Origin of the sequence: Haloplanus vescus (assembly GCF_900107665.1) — an archaeon.
Classification (GTDB): Archaea; Halobacteriota; Halobacteria; order Halobacteriales; family Haloferacaceae; genus Haloplanus; species Haloplanus vescus.
The window spans coordinates 512,574-528,666 of record NZ_FNQT01000001.1 but is presented as its reverse complement, the minus strand read 5'-3'; the positions used below and the strand labels follow the sequence as shown (position 1 = coordinate 528,666).

At 65.6% G+C, this 16,093-nt stretch carries 20 protein-coding genes and 1 tRNA gene; 11 read left to right on the top strand and 10 right to left on the bottom strand.

Translation table 11 applies throughout. The annotated features are described in order from the left end of the window. Positions 1-66 precede the first annotated feature (66 nt). The gene (locus tag BLU18_RS02845; protein WP_092631169.1) at positions 67-618 is read left to right on the top strand and encodes a hypothetical protein; all 552 of its coding nucleotides are present in this window, start codon (positions 67-69) and stop codon (positions 616-618) included. Positions 619-624: 6 nt separating this feature from the next. Here the strand turns inward: BLU18_RS02845 and BLU18_RS02840 are convergent, their stop codons facing one another. The 3 genes from BLU18_RS02840 to BLU18_RS15250 all read right to left on the bottom strand — a co-directional run bounded on the left by BLU18_RS02840 (position 625) and on the right by BLU18_RS15250 (position 2,346). After that, complete coding sequence (locus BLU18_RS02840; RefSeq protein WP_092631165.1) at positions 625-1,599, bottom strand: transcription initiation factor IIB; 975 nt, start codon at positions 1,597-1,599, stop codon at positions 625-627. A gap of 204 nt (positions 1,600-1,803) precedes the next feature. Continuing rightward, entirely contained in the window at positions 1,804-2,223 is a 420-nt protein-coding gene (locus tag BLU18_RS02835) for a DUF8009 family protein (RefSeq protein ID WP_092631160.1), read from the bottom strand. Positions 2,224-2,229: 6 nt separating this feature from the next. Next, the gene (locus tag BLU18_RS15250; protein ID WP_143025218.1) at positions 2,230-2,346 is read right to left on the bottom strand and encodes a rubrerythrin-like domain-containing protein; all 117 of its coding nucleotides are present in this window, start codon (positions 2,344-2,346) and stop codon (positions 2,230-2,232) included. Positions 2,347-2,468: 122 nt separating this feature from the next. Here BLU18_RS15250 and BLU18_RS02830 point away from each other — a divergent pair, with 122 nt between their 5' ends. From BLU18_RS02830 to BLU18_RS02815, 4 genes are read left to right on the top strand one after another with little or no spacing between them, the layout of a single operon-like run. After that, entirely contained in the window at positions 2,469-3,299 is an 831-nt protein-coding gene (locus BLU18_RS02830; RefSeq protein ID WP_092631157.1) for an NOP5/NOP56 family protein, read from the top strand. After that, a complete protein-coding gene (locus BLU18_RS02825; RefSeq protein WP_092631153.1) occupies positions 3,296-3,934 on the top strand; it encodes a fibrillarin-like rRNA/tRNA 2'-O-methyltransferase in 639 nt (212 codons plus the stop codon). Before BLU18_RS02830 ends, BLU18_RS02825 begins: the two co-directional genes overlap by 4 nt. A gap of 45 nt (positions 3,935-3,979) precedes the next feature. After that, positions 3,980-4,648 carry a thiaminase II gene (gene tenA, locus BLU18_RS02820; protein ID WP_092631150.1) on the top strand — a complete coding sequence of 223 codons (669 nt, stop codon included), beginning with the start codon at positions 3,980-3,982 and terminating at the stop codon, positions 4,646-4,648. Further along, on the top strand, positions 4,618-4,923 hold the full coding sequence (locus BLU18_RS02815; RefSeq protein WP_245697857.1) for a DUF8152 family protein: 306 nt from the start codon (positions 4,618-4,620) through the stop codon (positions 4,921-4,923). Before tenA ends, BLU18_RS02815 begins: the two co-directional genes overlap by 31 nt. 123 nt (positions 4,924-5,046) lie before the next feature. Here BLU18_RS02815 and BLU18_RS02810 read toward each other — a convergent pair whose 3' ends face one another. Beyond that, positions 5,047-5,346 carry a PadR family transcriptional regulator gene (locus BLU18_RS02810; RefSeq protein WP_092631146.1) on the bottom strand — a complete coding sequence of 100 codons (300 nt, stop codon included), beginning with the start codon at positions 5,344-5,346 and terminating at the stop codon, positions 5,047-5,049. A gap of 301 nt (positions 5,347-5,647) precedes the next feature. On the opposite strand from BLU18_RS02810, the gene BLU18_RS02805 reads away from it, so the two are divergent. Genes BLU18_RS02805 through BLU18_RS02795 form a run of 3 tightly spaced genes read left to right on the top strand, consistent with a single transcriptional unit; the run spans position 5,648 to position 7,816 of the window. Then, positions 5,648-6,727, top strand: coding sequence for a glutamate--cysteine ligase (locus BLU18_RS02805; protein ID WP_092631143.1), 1,080 nt, complete (start codon positions 5,648-5,650; stop codon positions 6,725-6,727). Between the two features lie 48 nt (positions 6,728-6,775). Next, entirely contained in the window at positions 6,776-7,276 is a 501-nt protein-coding gene (locus BLU18_RS02800) for a helix-turn-helix domain-containing protein (RefSeq protein ID WP_092631140.1), read from the top strand. A gap of 60 nt (positions 7,277-7,336) precedes the next feature. Beyond that, positions 7,337-7,816: a phosphopantetheine adenylyltransferase gene (locus BLU18_RS02795; RefSeq protein WP_092631137.1), complete on the top strand. Its 480-nt coding sequence runs from the start codon at positions 7,337-7,339 to the stop codon at positions 7,814-7,816. Here BLU18_RS02795 and BLU18_RS02790 read toward each other — a convergent pair whose 3' ends face one another. Further along, positions 7,817-8,125, bottom strand: coding sequence for a cyclin (locus BLU18_RS02790; protein WP_092631134.1), 309 nt, complete (start codon positions 8,123-8,125; stop codon positions 7,817-7,819). A gap of 81 nt (positions 8,126-8,206) precedes the next feature. Between BLU18_RS02790 and BLU18_RS02785 the strand changes: the two genes are divergently transcribed. Next, positions 8,207-8,290 (top strand) — tRNA-Leu (locus BLU18_RS02785). Positions 8,291-8,397: 107 nt separating this feature from the next. Here BLU18_RS02785 and BLU18_RS02780 read toward each other — a convergent pair. From BLU18_RS02780 to BLU18_RS02770, 4 genes are all read right to left on the bottom strand, one after another. Continuing rightward, positions 8,398-9,084: a hypothetical protein gene (locus BLU18_RS02780; protein WP_092631131.1), complete on the bottom strand. Its 687-nt coding sequence runs from the start codon at positions 9,082-9,084 to the stop codon at positions 8,398-8,400. Positions 9,085-9,202: 118 nt separating this feature from the next. Next, entirely contained in the window at positions 9,203-9,556 is a 354-nt protein-coding gene (locus BLU18_RS14475) for a hypothetical protein (RefSeq protein WP_143025217.1), read from the bottom strand. 201 nt (positions 9,557-9,757) lie between these two features. Next, positions 9,758-10,681 (bottom strand): LLM class oxidoreductase, encoded by a 924-nt coding sequence (locus BLU18_RS02775; RefSeq protein ID WP_092631128.1) that lies wholly within the window; start codon positions 10,679-10,681, stop codon positions 9,758-9,760. 55 nt (positions 10,682-10,736) lie between these two features. Further along, the gene (locus tag BLU18_RS02770) at positions 10,737-13,655 is read right to left on the bottom strand and encodes a PAS domain S-box protein (RefSeq protein ID WP_176791167.1); all 2,919 of its coding nucleotides are present in this window, start codon (positions 13,653-13,655) and stop codon (positions 10,737-10,739) included. Positions 13,656-13,770: 115 nt separating this feature from the next. Here BLU18_RS02770 and BLU18_RS02765 point away from each other — a divergent pair, with 115 nt between their 5' ends. After that, positions 13,771-14,343, top strand: coding sequence for a Mov34/MPN/PAD-1 family protein (locus tag BLU18_RS02765; RefSeq protein ID WP_092631122.1), 573 nt, complete (start codon positions 13,771-13,773; stop codon positions 14,341-14,343). Continuing rightward, positions 14,331-15,059, top strand: coding sequence for a M48 family metallopeptidase (locus BLU18_RS02760; RefSeq protein ID WP_176791166.1), 729 nt, complete (start codon positions 14,331-14,333; stop codon positions 15,057-15,059). Before BLU18_RS02765 ends, BLU18_RS02760 begins: the two co-directional genes overlap by 13 nt. Positions 15,060-15,062: 3 nt before the next feature. Here the strand turns inward: BLU18_RS02760 and BLU18_RS02755 are convergent, their stop codons facing one another. Further along, a complete protein-coding gene (locus BLU18_RS02755; RefSeq protein WP_092631114.1) occupies positions 15,063-15,965 on the bottom strand; it encodes a DUF502 domain-containing protein in 903 nt (300 codons plus the stop codon). Positions 15,966-16,093: the final 128 nt, after the last annotated feature.

Sequence of the window (16,093 nt, the reverse complement as noted above, 5' to 3'; positions counted from 1 at the left end):
GGAGTATGAAGGTAGGCCATCCGGGTGATCGTCAGACTCACTTGGATCGCGGCGGTACGCCGAGCTATGCGGGTCAGAGATTGGCAGGACATTCTCGACGACGTGACCGACGAGAGCGTCGACCCCGACGGGTGGCGTGCTATCGCCGGCCAGCGGCGCGACGGTGTCGGCGAAGACCTCTATCTCGGCCACCCCGGCGTCGGCGTCTACCATCTCAAGACCTACGCGAAGAACCCCTACGACGTGCGCGGCGTCGGAGCGCGCGTCGCCCGTCGCATCGACGACGACATCGACCCCTACCTCCCGACGGAGGACCTCTCCCAGCGTTTCGCGGTCCAGTCGGCGCCGGAAGACGAAGACGAGGCGAAATCGACGGCGCGGCGACTGGAGGAGACGATCAAAGTTCACGCCGAGGCGCCAACGTCGCCCGACGACCTGTTCCGGGACGTGATGGACGCCATCGACAGCCCTGCCTACGGGCCGATGGAGTTCGACCTCTCGGACCGGTCGGAGGACCTCGATGCGCTCTCGGAGACGTTCGCGGACGCCGACGACCTGTTGTCGGCAGAATTAGACGACCTCATCGAGAGCGACGGGGTCGACCGCGGGTTCCAGTAACCCGGACTAGGCGTCGGCCGCGCCCTTCGCTTCGAGGAGTTCCTTGTAGCGGTTGCGGATGGTCACTTCGCTGATGTTGGCGACTTCGCTTACCTCGCTCTGAGTCACCGTCTCGTTGGTGAGGAGGGCGGCGGCGTAGACGGCGGCGGCGGCGAGGCCGACCGGACTCTTGCCGCTGTGGACGCCGCGGTCACGCGACGCGCTGAGCAGGTCACGCGCCTGTCGGCTCACTTCCTCGGAGAGGTCGAGTTCGGAGGCAAAGCGGGGGACGTACTGCTCGGGGTCTGCCGGCTGGATTTCGAGCTTGAGCTCGCGGACGACGTAGCGGTACGTCCGGGTAAGCTCCATCTTCTCGACGCGAGAGACGGTGGCGATTTCGTCGAGCGAGCGGGGCGTCCCCGCCTGTCGGGCTGCGGCGTAGAGCGCCGCGGTGGCGACGCCTTCGATGGAGCGGCCGGGGAGCAGGTCCTCGGAGAGCGCGCGGCGGTAGATGACGCTGGCCGTCTCGCGGACGTTCTCGGGGAGGCCGAGCGCGGAGGCCATGCGGTCGATTTCGCCGAGTGCCTGCTTCAGGTTGCGCTCTTTCGAGTTTCGGGTGCGGAAGCGCTCGTTCCACGTTCGCAGGCGCTGCATCTTCTCGCGCTGGTTGGACGACAGCGTCTTGCCGTAGGCGTCTCGGTTCTGCCAGCCGATGTTCGTCGACAGGCCCTTGTCGTGCATCATCTGGGTCGTCGGGGCACCGACACGGGATTTCGAGTCGCGTTCGCTGGAGTCGAAGGCGCGCCACTCGGGCCCGTGGTCGATTTCGTCTTCCTCGACTACGAGGCCACAGTCGGCACATACCGTCTCGCCGTGTTCCTCGTCGGTGACGAGACTGCCCGAGCACTCGGGGCACGCGGGTGTCGTCTCGGCTTCCTCTGTCTCCGTCCGTTCCTGTTCTCGCTCGCCGGCGTCCGTGTGATAAGTTGTGGTGTCGCTCATTGTATCTCTCGAGGCACTCCCTCCGTGAGAGAAGAACAGAGACGAACGGGGGAGCGTCCTTACTATAAGTACGCGAACATAGTTTATAAATATTCCGATACGGAAACCGCCGCCCTCGGGTCTATCACGGTCGAAAACGCAAGATTCGGGGAACAGCCGCGTATGCGCTGGCCGTGCCGAGATGCATATATACGTTGTGGTGGCTCAACCGAGGCGTGTGACTTCGATTCGGTGCGGCCCGCTCTCGGTGTCGATGGTCACGGCGTCGACGATGGCGTCGCGGACGGCCGCGCGCCACTCTCGGACGGCCTCGGCGTGGCGGGCGTGGTGGCGTTCGGTGGAGTACGCACCACGCTCTCGCAGTCGGTCCGCCGTCGCGTCGGGGTCCGGATACGGCGGTGGCTGGGCGACGAGTTCCGTCGGGTCGAGGTGGAGTGCATCCGTCTCGTCGCCGTCACGCGGGCGATGGAGGCGCGCCCGCATCCGCCCGGAGAAAGGTGGCGTGACTCTGAGGACGGTCCGCCGACCGCCGCGTCGAGTGGCTTCGAGCGCCGTCACGACGTCGTCGGCCGTCACCGCGACGGCGACGATGGCCGTCGGGTCCGTCCCGGTCGTCGGTGCCACGTCCGGTTACTGTACCCGGCGCTGGCGGAGCGTTCCCCCGCAGTCCGGGCACGCGGCGCGGTATGCCGCTGGACTCACACGTTGCTGGCAGTACACACATTCGAACGACGACCGTTCCGACATCGACTGTCGATATGGGGTCTAGTGTGTTAAACGTTACCACGACTTTCGAATCCCGCGACTCGTCACCGACGACGCCGGGCCAAACCCAAACCCTGTACTACTGGCTCCGCGTAGGGCCATCCATGACTTCACGACCCTCGACGGACGCGGGGTGGTTCGTCGGCGACGACGTCCGCGACGCCATTGAGAACGGCTCGGCCGACGGGCCGGCCGACTGGCCCGCCCGCGCCGTTGACGCCGGCTTCGCCGCCGACGAAGGCGACTACTACGACCGGCTCCACGAGGCCACCGTCGACGCGACTCGGGCCGCGGTGCAGGCGCGCGAACGCGCGGACGACCAGCAACTCGTCCACGCCGTCCGGAGCATGGACGACGCCGAGCGGACGGCGAACGAACTCGCCGAGCGCGTCGCCGAGTGGGCGGGCGCGCTGTTCGAGGACGTCGACACGGGCGTCGACGGCGCGCGCGAGGTGGCGGCACGCGACCCCGAGACGGACGCCGAACGCCGCGCCGTCTCGCTCGCCCAGCGAGTCGCGGACCTCGCCGATGAGGCCGAGGACTGCCGGGCGTTCGTCGAGCGGACGGCGCCGGCAGTCGCTCCCAACCTGAGTCGGATGGCTGGCCCGGTGCTCGCCGCTCGCCTGATAGCGCTCGCCGGCGGCCTCGGTGACCTCGCGAAGAAGCCGTCGGGGACGGTGCAGGTGCTCGGCGCCGAGGACGCCCTCTTCGCTCACCTCTCCGGGCGCGCGCCCTCGCCGAAACACGGCGTCATCTACACGCACGACTACGTCCGCCACACGCGCTCCGAGGACCGCGGGTCCGCGGCGCGAGCGCTGGCGGGCAAGCTCTCCATCGCCGCGCGCATCGACCACTACGCCGGCGACATCCGGCCCGACTTGCACGAGGAGCTCGACGACCGCATCGCGACCATCCGCGCGAGGGCCGACTCGTGAGCCTCCCCGACGGCGTTGAGCGCCGGACCTTCGACGGACACGAACGTCTCGCCACCCGCGGCCAGCCGGTGTACGGCGAACCGACCGACGGCCCGTGGCGACTGTGGGACGCCGGTCGGTCGAAACTCGGTGCGATGCTCGAACTCGATATGGACGTGGAGCTGGACGGCGACGACGGCGTCCTCTATCTCGGCGCCGCCAGCGGCACCACCGTCAGCCACGTCGCCGACTTCGCCGGGCCGACGTACGCCGTCGAGTTCGCGCCCCGTCCGACCCGTGACCTCGTTGAGGTGGCCGAGGACCGACCCAACCTCTTCCCGCTCCTGAAAGACGCGCGAAAGCCGGAGACGTACGCCCACGTCGTCGAATCCGGCCTCGACGCCGTCGTGCAGGACGTGGCGACGCGCGGGCAGGCCCGCGTCGCCGCGCGCAACCGACAGTTCCTCCACGACGACGGCCGCCTCCTCGCCGCCATCAAGGCCCGGAGCGAGGACGTGACCGCCGACCCGGACGACGTGTTCGAGGACGTACTCGCCACGCTCCGTGACGCCTACGAGGTGCTGGAGACGGCGCGACTGGACCGTTACCACGACGACCACCTCGCGGTCGTTGCCCGTCCCCGAACAACCGACTGATACAACCCGGCAAAGATTCTTGTCTTGGGCCGTCTGGCTGACTGTATGGCCTTCACCGACGACCTTCGACCGCTCGCGGACGACCTCTGGGACGATATCGTCGCCCACCCGATGGTCTCCCGACTCGGGGACGGCACGCTCGACACCGACCCCTTCGAGTATTGGGTCCGGCAGGACTACGTCTACTTGATCGACTACTCGCGCGTGTTCGCTCACGGCGCCGCCGCCGCCCCCACCCTGGACCAGATGGGTACCTTCGCCGAACTCCTGCACGAGACTATCAACACGGAGATGGACCTCCACCGGGCGTACGCCGCGGAGTTCGGTATCAGCGAGGCTGACCTCGAAGCCACCGACCCGTCGCCGACGACGCAGGCCTACACCGACTTCCTCGTGCGGACGGCCGCGACTGGCACCTTCGGTGACCTCGTCGCCGCGCTCTTGCCCTGCATGTGGGGCTTCAACGAGACGGCGCTTCGTCTCGAAGCGGACGGGATGCCGGACGACGAGCGCTACGCCGAGTGGATTCGGACCTATGCGGGCGAGGAGTTCTCCGAACTTACGGCGTGGTGCAAGGACCTGATGGACGCGGTGGCCGCGGACGCCACGGCGGCGGACCGCGAGCGCTACCGCGACCGATTCCGCACGTCCGCACGCTACGAGTATCGCTTCTGGGACGCCGCGTGGCACGAGGAGACGTGGACGGTCGGATGACGGACGCGGACGTGCGCGAACTCCACGACCACCTCGACGCGACGGCGGAGCTGCCGGTCCGGCCGGCCGCGAGCGTGCGACTCGGGGAGGCGGCCGCTATCGCCGCCGACGTGGCCGACGCCGACCTACCTCGAGAAGTCGTCGTGGAACGAGTCCAGAAGGTGGCGTCGCTACTCGACGGGATAGAGACGACCGGCAACGAGCGTGCGACCGACCACGTCGTGGCGGCACGTCGGGCGGCGACGCGTATCCTCGACGAGTCGGAGAACGGCTGAGTGGCGACGGCACACATCCGCGGAGCGTTGATACGTTCGGAGCGTCTAAGGGAGGTGCCGCGTCAGAGGCACCCTGCTGACCGGGCTTTCCCCCCCTGTCCCGGGACGCGGCACTTTTCCTACTCAGGCCAGCGTCGCTTCTTCGATGAGGTCCGAAACGTACTGGTTCTCCCACTGGCGACGCGCTTCGAGTTCGCGCCGGCCGCGACGTGTCATCGTATAGTAGTTGGTGCGCCGGTCGCGCTGTCCCTTGTCGATGAGCCCTTTCTCGACGAGCGTATCGAGGTTCGGATACAGGCGGCCGTGGTGAATCTCGCTCTCGTAGTAGTTCTCGAGTTCCTCCTTGATGGCTAGCCCGTGAGGTTCATCGAGGCCAGCGATGACGTACAGGAGGTCTCGCTGAAAGCCGGTCAGGTCGTGCATCGTGGCGCGACATTTATATCTCGATACTTATATGTCTGTCGAGAAGGGTCACGATACTTCTCAGCGAGCCTATATTTGGTCGACAGGGCGTCCCGCGCTCGAAAAATCGGTCTGTGCGACCGGCCACTCGCGGTGACGACGCCACCCGACCCGGGAACGTCACCGACCGCTGATACAGCGAGCGCCCCCGTGAGCGAGCACCGTCGACGACCGCTATCTACCAATCTTCGGACATTCCGCTCGTGCCCCCGACAGCGCCGGTCCGCGACTTATTTAGTCGGCGGTCCCAAACGAAATTCCGATGGACCTCGGCTCCCGTGACGCGTTCGCGCGGATGGGCACGCTCGGCATCGAAGAGGAGTTCTACGTCGTCGACGAGACGGGGCAGCCGACCGCCGGTATCGACGACCTGATCTACGGGAGCGAGCCACCCGAACCGCTGGTCGACCGCCTCGACCACGAACTCTTCCAGTTCACCATCGAGACACAGACTCCCCTCATCGAACGGCCGGCGGACGCCGCCGCCGAACTCGGCCGGGTTCGGGAGGCGCTTGTCGACCACGCCACGGACCACGGCTATCAGGTCGCCGCCGCGGGTCTGCATCCGACGGCGAAGTGGCGAGAACTCGATCACGCCACCAAGCCCCGGTATCGCGCGCAGCTCGACCGGATTCAGTACCCCCAGCACCGGAACACGACCGCCGGCCTGCACGTCCACGTCGGCGTCGACGACGCGGACAAGGCCACCTGGGTCGCCAACCGCCTGCGCTGGTATCTGCCCGTCATACTCGCGCTCTCCGCGAACTCGCCGTTCTGGAACGGGTTCGACACCGGCCTCGCCTCCGCTCGCGCGAAAATCTTCGAGAACCTCCCCAACACCGGCATTCCGACCTCGTTCGAGGACTTCGACGCCTATCAGCGCTTCGAGCGCCGCATGGTCGAGACTGGCTCGATCAACGACCGTGGCGAACTGTGGTACGACGTCCGCCCCCACACCGGACACGGAACCGTCGAGGTGCGGACGCCGGACGCCCAGCGCGACCCGGAACGCGTCCTCGCCATCGTGGAGTACGTCCACGCCCTCGTGATGGACTTGGCCGAGCGATACGAGGACGGTGAGTCGCCGTCGCGCCTCCGTCGCGAGTTCCTCGATGAGAACAAGTGGCGGGCGATGCGCTACGGTCACGACGCCGAGTTCGTGACGCGGTCGGGCGAGGACACCGTCTCGCTCGCGACAGTCGTCGACCGCGAGTGTGACCGCCTCGGAATCGACGGCCTCCGTGACCTCTTCGAGGCACCCAGCGGGGCCGAGAGCCAGCGCACCCTGCACGAGTCGGCGGGGAGCGAGGCGCTCCGCGAGTCGCTCCTGCTCTCCCAGTAGCCCGGAAAGTCTTTTATCCGGCGGGTTCTGACCTACTGGAGAGAACACATGTCTGATCAGAACGGGGCCGACGAACTCGACATCGACGAGGAGGAGGACGTGTCGGCGCGAGAGCGACTCGAAGCCGAGGCCGACCGCGCAGTCACGGAGTTCGACGAGGGAGTCGTCGACCTGCTTGCGTGGGTGCTCGACACGGAGACGCGCGCCCGCATCTACGTCTACCTCAGACAGCATCCAGCATCGACCAGCGACGAGGTGGCCGAGGGCACCGGCCTCTACCCCAGTACGGTCCGGGAAGCCCTCGCCCAACTCCACGAGGAGGACACCGTCGACCGGCACAAGCGCGAGAGCGCGGGCGCCGGCAACAACCCCTACGAGTACGATGCCATCGCGCCGAGTTCGCTCGTCCGGGGCGTCGTCGGACAGGTCCAAGCGCAGTTGAACACCGTGTTCAACCTCGATCAGAAACTCAGCGACACGGAAGACGACGCGGACGCCCCCGACCCCGTTCGCATCACCGTCGAAGAGGACGAGAAAGACACCGAGTGACGCGGCCGTCTCGCTTCGCCGAGCGACCCGTTTAAGTCGCGCCGATTCGTGGGCACGGATATGCAGGTCGCGCTTGGGGGAACGTTCGACCCAGTTCACGACGGACATCGGGCGCTCTTCGAACGGGCGTTCGAACTCGGCGACGTGACCGTCGGACTGACGAGTGACGACCTCGCCCCCGAGACGCGACACGAACCGCGGCGCGTTCGCTCCTTTGAGGAACGGCGGGCGGCGCTGGCGGCCGAACTCGAATCGCTCGCTGACGCCCACGACCGCGACTACGACATCCGGCGCCTCGACGAACCGACGGGCATCGCGACCGAACCGCAGTTCGACGCCATCGTCGTCTCTCCCGAGACACGCGCCGGCGCCGAGCGCATCAACGAGATTCGCGAGGACCACGGTGTCGACCCGCTCCAGGTCGAGGTGGTCGACCACGTCCCCGCCGAGGACGGCGAGCGCATCTCCTCGACGCGAATCGCCCGCGGCGAAATCGACCGCCACGGCAATCTGGTCGAACAGCCCGCCGACACCGAGTAGCTACCACTCTGGCGGCCGGAACCCCGACTCCTCTAGCAGCGGCTTCCACCGATTCTGGACGCTCAGTCGCGTCACGTCCATCGCGGACGCGACGGCGCCCTGTGACCGCTCCTCGCCCGCGATGAGCGCGCCGGCGTAGAGACTCGCCGCCGCGACGGCGGGTTTCGAGCGCTCCTCGTCCGGCACGTTCGAGAGAAACAGGTCGACGGCGTTCGACCGGGCGTCGCTCCCGAGATCGAGGCCGTCCGCCGCGCGAGTCAGTCGACCGATCCACTCCTCGTTGTCGACTCGGTCGCGCGCTCGGTACATACCTGCATCGACGCTATCGAGGTATTTAAATCGTCCCCGGAGCGATACTCATTTGTCCGTCTCCACGAGACGGCGAACTGCGCGCGGGTAGCCAAGCCAGGAAAAGGCGCAGCGCTTAGGACGCTGTTCCGTAGGGATCCGCCGGTTCAAATCCGGTCCCGCGCACTGAATTCCTCTCTGCATGGATTAGGGCTGGCTCTCAGACCAGGTCCCTATCGTGACGAATGCAATATAGATCGAGGCCGAATGTGAGGAAAGTATCCCTGAGTATCCTACCCTCCTATCTGGAACTTGGAGAGAATCATATCCGACAGGGTGCTTTCCGACTGCAGCAGCGGATTGGAGATGAATCGGGAGTGCTCTAACCAGAGCTCGTCGAACACAATTCGCGGGAGGTCGTACTCTGAGGCTGCTTTCTCAAATCCGTCTTGGAGCTCGGAATATCCGATTTTCTTTCTGGGATTCGCCGTTGGGTCTGTGTTGACGACGTTCTGGTAGTTGCTACTGAGGTCTGTCTCCCAATCTTCGTCCTCCAGGTCGATGGCGCCAGTCTTGACCAGTCCTTGTACTACATTCGTATCTAATGGGACGCAGAGATCCGATTCCCATTCGGATTTGACGCCGAAGACGTGGACTGTCTTCCGAAGAAACTCGTCAACGATCTTTGGGCCGATATTTTCTATCTCAATTAGGTCATCGAACGCTTCCGATCGCGTGTCGTAGTCGAGGAATTCGTCTAATTCGAATTGACTGGATAGAGTCCGATAATCTTCGGTCGAGAGGGGTTGGGCTCGATTCTGGATCGCCAAGTCGAACAGCGTCTGAAGGTTTGGATCTTCATCGTCTATTCTGTAGACGTTGGTGTAGAGGGAGTATTCTTGATTGACGTGCCGGTCAGTTACACCTGCTTCAACAAAACGAGATACGATGTCTTCCAGGATCTGTTGCTTGAGTCGCATTATTTCGACATGAGGATTAGAGTCGTTATAATCTATGGGTGGATCTACTCGGACAACCACCGACGAGTAGGATAGAGAGACCTTCGAAAATCCGGTTTGATCGGTGATTCGGTGTAGATTATCCTTCCCGAACCGGCGTCCGCTCGACCACAGTGAGCGAATGATCTACATCACAGGTCGGGCACTGAATTTGACACCGAGCACCGTCGACGTCTGCAATATAAGGATTCCCGTTCACCTCGTCGAGCTGGAAGTTACGCTTCGTAGAATTCTTCGGGCGGACTTCGTCACCCTTCCCGAATCCGTGCTTGAACTCTCGGCCACAGTTCATACACCGGAACTTGACTGTGAAAGCGTAATCTTCGGGATCGTAATCAGCTCGGTCGTCGTAGCGATAGGTGTAGTAGCAGCCTTTGCACTTGACATTCGTCTCAAATTCTTCCTCCTTTCCGCATTCCGGACACTGACTCATTACTCCCGAGTAGGAGAGTATCGTTTGTTATTGTACCGATAGGATAACTCGGGATTGAATTCTCAGTTATATTCAGCACACCACCGACCCAAACCAACCATTAGTCCGAGAGCAGACCTCAGTGTTTCCTAGGAAGGACGATGGTCCGAATCGGGAGCTGATCTGTACCTTCCAGTCAGAGAGCCACGACGACGTCCTGACTCAAACCTCCTCCATAACCTCCCTCGCGAACTTCGACATCGACGCTTCGTGCTCCTCTCCTTGCAGGCTGACGATGACGTGGTCCAAGCCGTAGTCCTCCAGGCGCCGGAAATAGGACCGGAACCACTCGACGCCGGCGCGATAGCCGAGGTGGAGTGGTTCGGGGTCGGCCGTCGGGTCGTCGGTGAGGCCGACGCGGACGGCGATGACGAACGGCTTGTCGCCCGCGAGTCGTCGCCAGCGGTCGATGTAGGTCTGGAGCGTATCCTCGGGCAGGTGATAGAACATCCAGCCGTCGCCGTTGTCGGCAATCCACTCGATGCTCTGGCGGGCGTGGCCCGTCGGCAGGAGGGGCAGGGTGTCGGTCGTCGGCTTGGGCAACACGTCCAGTTGGCCGTCGAGTTCGCCCCACGAGCCGTCGAGCGTCGGATACTCCTCGCTCCAGAGCGTCCGGAGCGCGGCGACGTGTTCGCGGACCATCTCGCCTCGCTCGTCGGGGTCGACGCCGAACGCGGGATACTCCGGGTCGCGGTCGCCCGAGGCGACGCCGAGGACGAGGCGCCCGTCCGAGAGGCGGTCGACGCTCGCGGCGGATTTCGCGACGTGAATCGGGTGCCGAAGCGGGAGGACGACACTCGACGTGCCGAGGGCGACCTCGTCGGTCCGGGCGGCCAGATAGGAGAGGAGCGGCCACGTGTCGAACGCGCCGCCGGCGTCGCCGAAACTCGGCCAGTATGTCGGCACGTCGCGCACCCAGAGGCCGTCGAAGTCGAGTGATTCGGCGTGCTCGGCGAGGCGCATCTCCGTCTCGATGTCGGGGGTCGACTCCCGCACGCCCGTGAGTGGTAGTCCGAGTCCGAACGAGAGGTCAGACTGGTCGAACAGGCGTCGATAGCCGTTGGTCTCGTGACCGGCGTCGCTCATGCGAGTCGTTCGCCGTCGAGACGTATCTGCCCTCGGGTCGGCGTCGGACTGGCCGCTACTCGTCGACCCACTCGATGCCCGTGATTTCGAAGCGGGCGCCGCCGGTCGCACTCGTGGTGACGCGGACCTCCCACTCGTGGGCGTCGACGACTTGCTCGACGATGCTCAGTCCGAAGCCGGTGCCCTCCTCGTCGGACGAGTAGCCCGTGTCGAACACCGCCTCGGTGTCGGCGGCGGCGATGCCTGTGCCGTCGTCCTCGACGTAGAAGCCGCCGTCGAGTTGGCCGACGGTGATGGTCACGTCCCGGCCGCCGTGTTCGACGGCGTTTCGGACGAGGTTTTCGAGGAGTTGCCGCAGTCGGCTGCGGTCGGCGCGCAGGGACCGCGTCACGTCGATATCGAGGATCGCGTCCTCGGTCGGCACGCTCTCCCAACACGTTTCGACGAGCGACGCGAGGTCGACCTCCTCCAGGTCGTCGAGGTCTTTGCCCTCCTGTGCCAGCGTCAGGAGGTCGTCGATGAGCGTCTCCATCCGGTCGTGCGCGCTGGCGACGCTGTCGAGATGGGGGGAGTCGTACGCTTCACGGGCGAGTTCGAGATGCCCTTCGGCGACGTTGAGCGGACTGCGGAGGTCGTGGCTGGCGACGTACGCGAACTCCGCGAGGCGGCTCTCGCGACGCTTGCGGTTCGAGATGTCGCGGGCGATGCTCAGGATGGCCGTCTCGCCGTGATACGTGATGAGGCTGGAACTGATTTCGACCGGGATGTGGTCGCCGTCCTTGGTCCGCTGGACCGTCTCGAACACCTGTGAGCCGTCGGCGGGCATGTTCTCGATGAGTGCGCTGAGTTCGTCGTCGTCGAGGCCGGCATCGATGTCGTGGGGTCGCATCGAGAGCAACTCCTCGCGCTCGTAGCCGGTCGTCTCGACGGCGGCGTCGTTGACGGCGAGAAACTCCGCGTCGGTGCTGATGACCCACGCGCTGTCGTTCATGCCGTCGAACAGCTCTTCGTACTCCGCCCGCGCCTGTTCGAGGCTGCGCTCGCGCTCGACCCGTTGGGTGATGTCTTGGACGGCGCCACGGAGCGTCACGACGTCGCCGTCCTCGACGACCGGCGTGCCCTGCACGCGGAGCCACCGAACCTCGCCGTCCGGTCGGCGAAAGCGCGCGCTAACGTCGAAGCTGGTCCCCGTCTCGAGAGTGTCCTCGATGGCGCGCTCGATTATCGGCCGGTCGTCCTCGTGGTAGTAGTTGAGGGCCTCGTCGAGGACCAGCTCCGCCTCGGGGTCGACACCGAGCAGTTCGAAGAGGTGGTCGGTCCAGAACACCTCCTTGGTCTCCGTATCCATCTCCCAGCCACCCACATCGGCGATGCGTTCGGTTTGAACGAGCAGGTCGCGCGCTTGCTCTAACTCGCGGTGGTAAGCGCGGCGCTCCGTCACGTCGCGGTCGGAGATGAGCAACGAGACGACGTCGCCCGCGTCGTCCCTGACCGGCCTGATGACGCCCTCGAGAGTGTAGGAGTCGCCGGAGGGCTTGACGAGGTCGGTCTCGAACTCGACGTACTCCCCGCTCGCGGCTCGCTCGACCCAGTCCCGGAGTTCCGCCTCGACCGCTGGCGACTGCTCGAACCACGGCGTCTCCCAGAGCGGCGTGCCACGGACTGCGTCGACCGTCGTGTCGACGTACCCCATCGCCATCTCGTTGATGTCGAGGAACGTCCCGTCCGTATCGAGGAGGCCGACCAGGATGTTCGGGTCGTTGAACACCGCTCGATAGCGACGCTCTTTCTCGCGAAGTTCGCGCTCTCGCTCCTTCTGGTCGGTGATATCGCGAGAGATACCGAGGGCGTGCCGCGACTCCGCCTCGCCGTCCGATTTGACGTGTGCGTACGCTCGTATCCACCGCACCTCGCCGTCCTCGGGGTCGGTCCGATACTCGATTTCGCCGCTGGTTCGCTCGCCGTCGATGAGTTCGCGATGGAACTGGCGGAACGCTTCGCGGTCCTCGGGGTGGACGGCGCGCTCACAGTGGTCTTGCCACGTCGGCGTCTCGGTCGGGTCGTGGTTGAAGAACCGCTCGTACGCGCCGTGACGCACCACCGAACCGGTGTCGAGGTCGACGTCGAAGATGAGTGCGTCCGTCCGTTCGAGCGCGAACTCCACGCGCTCGTAGGCCCGTTGCAGTTCGCTCTCCCGTCGTTCGCGCTCGGTCACGTCGACGGCGATGCCCAGCACTGCACGCTCGCCCGTGTCGGCGAGGTTGTAGGGTAACAGGCGCGGTTCGAAGACGTGTTGGTCGCCGTTGGCCGCTTCGAGTCGCACCTGTTGGATGTGTATCGTCTCGCCGGTGGCGAGGACTCTGTCGAGGTGGTGCTGGAACTTGGCGGCCTGCGCTTCGGGGAGGATGTCCGCGACGTTGCTCCCTTCGATGGTGTCGACCGTCGTCCCGTGGAACTCCGCGAGCGCCTCGTTGGCGACGTGGTAGGTGCCGTCCTCGTCGACGACGTGCAGGAGGTGTGGGAGGGCGTCGATGACCTCGCGCAGTCGCCGTTCGCTCCGCTCGACCACCTGTTGCGAGCGGTGATGCTCGACGGCGTTGGTGATTCGATTCGCCAGCACGGTGTACTGGTCGGTACCCCGCTCTTTCTGGAGGTAGTCGGTCACGCCCGCCGAGATGGCGTCGCTCGCGACTTCCTCGCTCCCCTTGCCCGTATAGAGGATGAAGGGGAGTTCGGGGGCAGTCGTCCGAACCGCTTCGAGAAATTCGATGCCACTCCGTCCGGGGAGGTCGTAGTCAGAGACGACACAGTCGATATCGTCGTCTTCGACTCGTCGGAGTCCGTCCTCGACCGTCGTCGCCGTCTCGACGTCGAACCGTGAATTCGCGCGCTCGAGAAAGACGGCGGCGAGGTCCACGAAATCGGGGTCGTCGTCGACGTGGAGAACGTGAATCGTGTCTGGGTCCGGACTCATCGTTTCGCTCCGCATCTTTGGGAGGGATGAGGGATAAGGTGCGTGATGCGTTCGCACTGTCGCTCGAAGCAGCCATAGCCGACAGTATTAGAAGGAGCGCCCGCAACGGTTCGATATGCGCCTATTTCGGTCGAGCGACCTCCTCGGAATCGCCCGGGAGACGCTGACGTTCGTCCGCGAGGCCAGCGAGGAGACCCATCCCGACGAGTACATGGGCTTTCTCCGGGCCGAGGACGCACGCAAACTCGGCCTCGACCGTCGGGGGCAGGTCATCACCGACGTCCTCGTCATCCCGGGCACCACGTCGAACCCCGTCAGCGCGACGGTGCGCTCGGAGATGAAACCCAACGACGTGCAGTCGGTGGGGTCGGTCCACTCTCACCCGAACGGCGTCCTCCGCCCGAGCGATGCGGACCTCGCAACCTTCGGACAGGGTGACGTTCACATCATCGTCGGCGCCCCCTACGGCCCCGACGACTGGCGGGCGTTCGACAACCAGGGCGACCCCACCACGCTCGACGTCCTCGATATCGACCTCCCCGAGGAGCGGTTCTTCGATTTCACGCAGGACGACATCGACGCCGAACTGCTGGCCGAAGGTCGTCACGAGGGACTTCGCGCCGACGACGAACGCCCGGACGACGACACCGACCGCGACCGCGGCGGTCTCTTCTCGTGGCTTCGGTGACCGACGGCGCCTTCGACGGCCCCGTCTATCACGTCGGCGTGACGCCCGTGCCCTACACCGTCGAACGCGACCCCGAGGCCGACGCCGTCGACCTGTCGATGACCGCCGACGCGACGGTCACGGTCAGCGCCCCGCCGAACGCGACGCCCGCCGATATCGAGGCGACACTCGACGCGCGGCGGGCGTGGCTCCTCGATTCGCTGTACGGACTCGCGGCGCGCCCGCGACGTGGCCGGCGGTTCGAGCGCAGCGAGAAACTGCGGTACGGCGGGCGTCGCTACCCGCTCACCGTCGCGGAGAGTCAGATAGATTCGCCTCGGCTCACCTTCGACGGCTCGCGGTTCCTCCTCCGAATCCCGCGCCGCGGTGCGACACGCGACGCCCGCCGCCGCGCCGTCCACGAGTGGTATCTCGACCGCGCCAGCGACGTGTTGCCGGAGTGTGCCGCCGACGTGGCGCCCGAGTCGCCGCCGACGGTGTGCGTGGGGTCTCCCGACCGGCGGTGGGTCCGGGACGCGGGCGACCGTTTGGACCTCCACTGGCGGCTCGTCCTCCTGCCACGACCGGTCGCCGGTTACGCCGTCGCGCACGCACTCGTGCGGCGGGCCCACGACCCGAGCGACCCGGAATTTTGGACGGCGCTGGGCGCGCGCGTGTCGAACCCGCAGTCACGCGGTACGTGGCTCCGGCGCAACGGCGGGCGAGTGCGAATCTGAGCGTCAGCTGTCGCTGCGGTCCTGCTCGTCTGTCTCGCTCTCTTCGTCCCCTGATTCGAACTCTTCTTCCATCGCGTTGGCGCGGTCGCGGGCCGCCGCCACCGTCTCCTTCGCTGTCTCTTCGAGTTGCGTTGAGGCGTCGGCGGCGTACGACTCCAGTTCGTCGATACCGACGACGTCCGCGGTTTCGAGGCGTCGCTCGAACCGTTCGACCATCCCTTCGGTGAGCTCCTCCTCGGAGCGCTGGCCGGTGGCGACGCCGCTGGTGACGATGGACTGGATACCCTCTTCGACGGTCATGTCCACGTCGTAGACCTGTTCGTCGGCGACGTGGAGGACGTACCCGCCCATCACCGGGTTCGGGGCCATGGGGAGAAACACCGTCACCATCTCGTCTTCGCCGACACTCTCGGCCACCACGTCGGGCGTCTCGGCGGTCAGGAAGGCGACGGAGTACGACCCTCGCTCGGGGAACTCGACCAGTTTCACCTCTTGGAAACTGTCGGTGTCGCTGTCGAGGAGGAGGCCGCTCATCTCGTCGATGCTCTGATACAGGGAGCCGACGCCGGGGATGCGCGAGACGAGCGTATCGAAGAAGGCGCCGAACCCCGAGCGATTCGGTCGGCGCTCGGTCACCGCGCCGATACAGAAGATAGTTGCGAGCAGCGTCAGCACGGTGAGGAGTTTCACGACGACTTCCGAGGCGGGGTTCAGCCCCGTGAGCGAGGTGACCACCCCAACCAGCGGGTCGAGCTGTCGGGAGACGAAGTTGACGACTGCGCCGACGACGACGAGCGTAACGATAAGCGGGAGCGTCACCGCCGCGCCGGTGACGAACGCCTGCCGGGCGAACCCGCGGGGGCCGTCGTACTCCTCGAACGCACCCGTCTCGCGTGGACGGTCCATGTCGTCACCTCGGCGCCAGCGCTCAAAACTCTCGGGGTGGGTGTGGGCACGGCGTTCCAGCGGCGTCGCGGTGGCGACTCGCCGGTCCACGTGGTCGGGAGACCTTTACCGACGCCCGGCGCTACGGT